Here is a 6,496-nt window from a genome sequence, read left to right as displayed (position 1 = left end):
GCAATTTCCGGGAAATGTGATGTTGTAAAATAGATTTTTGGAACGAACCGCGAACTCCGCAAACTTGGAGAACAAAAGCTCGATCAAAAAAACATCCTTAGTCGAGTTTATTGAGTCCGGAATTTGGTACAATGCCAACAATTTCTCTCAAAAACTTCTCTTTTCTTCCTCTGCGTTCTCTGCGCCCTCTGCGGTTAAAAAAAATCTCATTCACAAATCAAATAAAATTGGACTAAAACTCCCTATGCCTAACCCAGAAATTCGCACAGCTAACGTCACAATTCCCAATAGAGATTTGCAAATCGCGGCTTACCTAGCCCAACCCGCCGCCGCAGGGCAATTTCCCGCTGTGATCGTGATTCAAGAAATCTTTGGCGTCAACGCACACATCCGCGAAGTTACAGAAAGAATAGCAAAGGAAGGATATGTGGCGATCGCCCCAGCCATCTACCAGCGCCAAGCCCCCGGCTTTGAAACCGGCTACACGCCCGAAGATATCAAAATCGGCAGACAATACAAAGAACAAACTACCGCATCCCAACTGCTGAGCGACATCCAAGCCGCCATCGATTACCTCAAAACCTTACCATCCGTCAAACAGCAAGGTTTTGGCTGTATCGGTTTCTGCTTTGGCGGACACGTCGCCTACCTCGCGGCGACTTTGCCCGAAATCAAGGCTACAGCGTCGTTCTACGGCGCTGGTATCGCCACTCTCACCCCCGGGGGCGGATCTCCCACGATCGATCGCACAGCGGACATTAAAGGTACTCTCTACGCCTTTTACGGCACTCAAGACGCCAGCATTCCCAAAGAACAAGTTGACCAAATTGCAGCAGAATTGCAAAAACACAGAATTCCTTACCGAATTTTCAGCTACAATGCCGATCATGGCTTCTTCTGCGACCATCGCGGCAGTTTCAACGCTACCGCAGCAGCCGAATCGTGGGTGCAAGTGAAGCAGCTATTTCAACACGAACTTCAACCAGCTTAGAGAGTGGAAGATGAGAGAGAGGGGAGAGGGGGAGAGTGGGAGAGTGGGGGAACATCTTGCTTCTTGCTTCAACAACTGACAACTGTCAACTGACAACTGACAACTGTCAACTGACAACTAATTTACTGATAACTGACAACTAAACTGACATGAATTCCAAATCTACAGGTTCTCAAAGCGCAAAAGCATCTTTTTCAATGGATGATTTTGCTAAAGCCCTCGAACAGCACAATTATGAGTTCCAGAAGGGACAAGTAGTGCGCGGCAAAGTGTTCGAGTATGACTCAAATGGCGCGTATGTTGATATCGGCGGCAAGTCTTCGGCTTTTTTGCCGATCGAAGAGGCTGCTTTGAGAACGGTAACGGATTTGTCGGAAGTCGTTCCGCTAGACGAGGAACGGGAATTTTTAATTATCCGCGAACAAGATGCAGACGGCCAAGTTACTCTGTCTCTGAAACAGTTACAAATTCAGCAAGCTTGGGAAGATTTAGTTGCTTTGCAGGAAACTGGTAAAGTGCTTCAGGTGCGGGTTTCTGGGGCGAATAAGGGCGGCGTGACGGTGGATGTTGAGGGAATGCGCGGTTTTATTCCCCGATCGCACTTAGCCCAACGCGATAACATAGAATCGCTGATTGGTCAATCTTTGACCGTGAATTTCTTGGAAGTCGATCGCGAACGAGAAAAACTCGTACTTTCCCAGCGGATGGCCACTCAATCTTCTGCCTTAAATCAGTTGCAAATCGGTCAATTAGTGGAAGGAACAGTCAGCAGCATCAAGCCTTTTGGCGTGTTTGTGGATTTGGAAGGAGTTAGCGGTTTGCTGCACATCAAGCAAGTCAGCCAAAAATATATTGAGAACCTCGGACAAGTTTTCACCCCCGGCCAACCCCTGAAAGCCGTGGTAGTTGACCTCGATCAAAGTCGCGGTCGAATTTCGCTTTCTACTCGGGTACTCGAAAATTATCCAGGGGAAATGGTGGATAAAATGGCGGATGTCATGGATACCGCAGAAGAGCGATCGGAACGTGCTAGAAAAACTCTTTCTTAGGTTTTGACAATTGTACTCGTTTACTCGTTTTCACGCTAACCCTGAAAACGAGTAAACGAGGGAGGCGAAAATTATGAAAACTTGGGCGAAGGTATGTAGTTGCGCTTCAGCGCTCTTTATATATATATGTTGATCGAGAGCAAGGTATGTAGTTGCGCTTCAGCGCTCTTGATTATATATATTTATCAAGAGCAATGTGCGATCGGACAAGGTATGTAGTTGCGCTTTAGCGCTCTTTATATATTATAATCAAGAGCGCTCAAGCGCAACTACGTACCTTTCGGAGCGCTCAAGCGCAACTACGTACCTTTCGGAGCGCTCAAGCGCAACTACGTACCTATTAAGAGTGCTCAAGCGCAACTACGTACCTATTAAGAGTGCTCAACGACAACTTCCATTAAACAGTTTTAGCCGCAGTCGAACTTGTTTCAGTCTCAGCCTGTGCTTGCACCGTCCAAGCATTTTCCATATCTAGCGCTTGTTTCGCCTGATAAACTGGTAAGTCAAACCAGAAAGTCGTGCCCACATTAACTTCGCTAACTAAATTAATTTTAGTGTGGTGCTTGTCAATAATGTTTCTGACAATCGAAAGACCTAATCCCGTGCCTTCTAGAGTGTGGACTCGGTTTTCTACCCGGAAAAAGCGATCGAAAATTGCCTGCTGATCTTCGGGATCTATGCCAATCCCGGTATCAGAAATTTCGATCCGCACCACCGGAAAATGGCTGGTATTTGGTGGAAATTTGTGGGTTCCGGATGCGCCGTCTTCGCGTGGATGAGCATCCGACTCTAGGAAATAGGCTCGAATTGCCACCTTACCACCGGACTCGGTAAATTTTAAGGCATTTCCTACTAAATTTGCAAATACTTGCAACAGCAAATCGTAATGACCTAAAGCTGGCGGCAAACAGGGGTCAACTTCTTGCTCTAATTCGATGCCTTTATCCCTGGCATTTAACTGATAAGTTCGCAGAGTTTGTTCGACAGCTTGGGGGAGGTCAACCGCGTCCAATTGATAAATTCGGCAGGATTCTAGGCGCGATAAGTCTAACACGTCGTTGACTAAACGAGTGAGGCGATCGGTTTCTCGATTGGCAATTTCCAGAAATTCCCGGCGTTCGCTTTCTAGAAGGTCTTCTCCGTACTCGTGGAGAGTTTCGATAAAAGATTTGATATTAAATAAAGGGGTTCTCAATTCGTGAGAAACATTGCTGATAAAATTGCTTTTAGCCTCATTTAGTTCGACTTCGCGAGTGATGTCCTGCACTGTCATGGCAATGCCTTTGAGACTGTCTCGGTACTGTCCGGAACCTTGATGCTTCGAGGTTTGCTCGTAGAATGTACACTCGATCGCGTTCGGGCGTTTTGACTCGGTACAGGTATTTTCCTCGTCGCGCACGCAGCTTTTGCACAGCGGTTCGGTGCCAGGGGCTTTGTGGAGAATTACGGTGGTTAGCAGAATCCGAATTGTGCGGTTGACTGGTTCGCTCAGAGTAATCCGAAATTCGCCGCCTTCGCGATCGCCCGCAGCGATTTCGTGCAGGGGTCTTGCTAACTCGCGCTGCACTTCCGCAGGTAAAATATTGACGACGTTAATGCCGATCGCATTTTTACCTTCCCATCCAAAAATCCGCCTCCCCGTCGGGTTGACTAAAATCACCTGCAAATTTGCATCCAGCAACAGCGCCCCATCAGCAATAGTTGAAACCAAAGTTTCTAGTTTCGCTTTTTCCGCTGTCAACTCTTCAATATTTTGTTCTTCATAACTCTCTAATTTCTCGGCCATCTCGTTAAAACTGCCGATCAACTCGCCCAATTCTCCCCCCAAAGGCAGGTCAACTCGCTGCTTAAAATTCCCGCCCGCGATATTTTTGACCCCAAATACTAATTGTTTGATCGGGTGAGTAATTGTCAGCGCATTAAATACAGCGCCCAAAATCACCATCACCCAAATCGTGACAAATACTGCTAAAGTAACATCCCTGGTTAGATTTGAAGAGATAACTGCTGCGGGATTGGGGTTAATGCCGATCGCCAAAACGCCTAAATACTTGTCCTCGTGAATTAGCGGCACAAATACGTCAGTAACTTCTCCGTCTGGCGTCAAGTGCTGCCGCACCAAAGGCAAAGAAGTTAAATTTCTCGCCTCAATGTCGGCGATAAAATTATCCGGGAGTTTAATTTGGCGGCGCAGTGTCAGGGAAGTTTGCACCTCAGATTCCGAGAAAGGTATCCCCAGAAAAATATCTCCTGCTTCGTCGCCATACAGCATATAGCGGACGCTGGAGGTGCTGCTATAAAATTGGCGGGAAAAACGGGCTACTTCGGAGCGATCGTTTTTTGCAATCAACGGCGCCACATTTGCCGCCAAGAGCAGACCGAGGTCGCGGCCGTAGCGAGTATCGTTAAGTCTGGCGTCTAGTTGGATAGTATTCACGGCCCAAAAAGTCAGGCCGCTCATAATTAACGAAACTACGAGGGTAGCACCGGCCATCAGGCGAGTCTGGAGGGTAAAATCCGACCACCAGCGGGCAATAATTTCTCCGATTTTGTTTAGTATGGCCAGCATTTGAGCAGTTCACCAGTTGAATATTAAAAGGAAGATTAATTGAGTTTGTGGTCGATCGATTTTTCTGTCGCGACTTGTCCGCTACTGCCACCGCAGATGTGCCAAACTTTATTGTGGCACTTCTACCTTGAAATTGCTCTGCTTTTGGGCGGCCAAAACCTCTATCCTCCGGGGTTTTAATTCTATCTTCTGCTTGGGGGAGTTCTAGTATCCCCAGCGTGTCGAGCTTTCGGATAGCAGCGGCCACAGCAGGCCGCAATTCCTAATTTCGATCGACACTGGGCTCGACACTGGGCTCGACACTTGGCTCAACACTTGGCTCAACACTTGGCTCGACACTGGGCTCGACATTTTGAGGGGCCAGCGCTCGAAGGCCGATATCCCGGCGGCAGTAAACCCCTTCAAATTGGATGCAATCAACTGCTGCATAAGCTTTAGAGATAGCTTGTTCCAAAGTTTCTGCAACCGCCGTGACGCCCAAAACGCGGCCGCCCTCGGTCACTAACTGCTGCTGCTTCAACTGAGTGCCGGCGTGAAACACTTCTGCACCTTTGGCTTCAGCTTCCTCGATACCTGTAATAACTTTGCCTTTTTGATAATTTCCGGGATAGCCCCCAGAAGCTAAAACCACGCAAACAGAAGCCCCAGACTTCCAGCGAATGTTGGAATATTCACCCAGACGCTGCTGACAACAAGCAAACACCAAATCTTCCAGGGGAGTTTCCAAGAGGGACAAAACCGCTTGAGTTTCGGGATCTCCAAAACGACAGTTGAATTCTAAGACTTGAAGTTCTCTTTTCGGTGTAATCATTAAACCTGCGTAGAGGACGCCCCGGTAATCGATGTTGCGCTTTTGTAGCGCAGCGAGGGTAGGTTCAAGAATTTCTGCTTGAATCCTGTCCATTAGTTTGGGCGAGACAATTGGCGCTGGGGCGTAGGCTCCCATACCGCCGGTATTGGCTCCCTTGTCGCCTTCGCCAATGGCTTTGTGGTCTTGAGCTGCCAGCAGCGGTTCTACTGTGATACCGTCGGTGAGGGCGAGAATAGAGACTTCTTGACCGGTTACATATTCTTCGACGACGACTCGGAGGTTGTCGGTGCCGAATTCGCCTCTAAAAATGGTGTTGATGGCGCTGTGAGCCATTTTGACGGTGGTAGCAACGGTGACTCCTTTGCCTGAGGCGAGTCCGTCTGCTTTGATGACTATGGGTACTCCTTGTTCCACAACATATGCTTTGGCTGCTTCTGCGCCTGTAAATACGGCAGCTTTGGGTGTTGGGATTTGTGCTTCCAGCATCAATTCTTTGGCCCAGGATTTGCTGGATTCAATTTGGGCGCCGGCTTTGTTGGGGCCGAAAATCATCAGTTTTCGCTGTTGGAAGTAGTCAACGATGCCTAGCGATAGGGGCAATTCCGGGCCGACGATGACGAGTCCGATGTTGTTCACCATCACAAAGCGTTCTATGCCTTGGAAGTCGTCGATGTTGAGCGACAGATTTTGACAGCCTTTTGTGGTAGCTGTGCCGCCGTTGCCCGGAACGCAGAATACTTGTTTAATCCGCGTAGATTCTAGCAGTTTTTTTGCGATCGCGTGTTCGCGACCTCCGTTCCCCACAACCAAAACTTTCACAGTATCCTCACCTATAAATTTTGTTCCCTGAATGTCGCATTTTCAGTGTTTGCACCTGTCTATCTGCTTTTTGCAGTGCTGTCAATTATGCCATGCTTGGCGAATCGTGAATTGCTAGATGTGGCACTTTTCTGGAGGAGTGGGGAGCGATCGCTATTTGCCGGCATCCTGGGATCGTGCAATAATTCAAGACTTTCGCCGTCGATTTTTTCTAGGTTCTGCCTCGATTAAATCGTGCAATTAGCCCAAAAAAATTG

At 48.1% G+C, this 6,496-nt stretch carries 4 protein-coding genes; 2 read left to right on the top strand and 2 right to left on the bottom strand.

What is annotated here, in order from left to right:
- Positions 1-244: 244 nt before the first annotated feature.
- Together JGK11_RS18250 and JGK11_RS18245 are read left to right on the top strand one after the other, a co-directional pair.
- Positions 245-991: a dienelactone hydrolase family protein gene (locus tag JGK11_RS18250; protein ID WP_293190546.1), complete on the top strand. Its 747-nt coding sequence runs from the start codon at positions 245-247 to the stop codon at positions 989-991.
- Positions 992-1,140: 149 nt separating this feature from the next.
- Positions 1,141-2,040, top strand: a complete 900-nt coding sequence (locus tag JGK11_RS18245) for a S1 RNA-binding domain-containing protein (RefSeq protein ID WP_293184723.1) — start codon at positions 1,141-1,143, stop codon at positions 2,038-2,040.
- A 397-nt stretch (positions 2,041-2,437) separates the two neighbouring features.
- Here JGK11_RS18245 and JGK11_RS18240 read toward each other — a convergent pair whose 3' ends face one another.
- Positions 2,438-4,609 (bottom strand): HAMP domain-containing sensor histidine kinase, encoded by a 2,172-nt coding sequence (locus JGK11_RS18240; RefSeq protein ID WP_293184720.1) that lies wholly within the window; start codon positions 4,607-4,609, stop codon positions 2,438-2,440.
- A 262-nt stretch (positions 4,610-4,871) separates the two neighbouring features.
- A complete protein-coding gene (purD, locus tag JGK11_RS18235) occupies positions 4,872-6,239 on the bottom strand; it encodes a phosphoribosylamine--glycine ligase (protein WP_293212415.1) in 1,368 nt (455 codons plus the stop codon).
- Positions 6,240-6,496 lie beyond the last annotated feature (257 nt).

Source organism: Microcoleus sp. PH2017_34_RAT_O_A (assembly GCF_020737885.1).
Lineage (GTDB): Bacteria > Cyanobacteriota > Cyanobacteriia > Cyanobacteriales > Microcoleaceae > Microcoleus.
The sequence above is the reverse complement of the archived record's forward strand: the minus strand, read 5'-3'. Positions and strand labels throughout refer to the sequence as shown.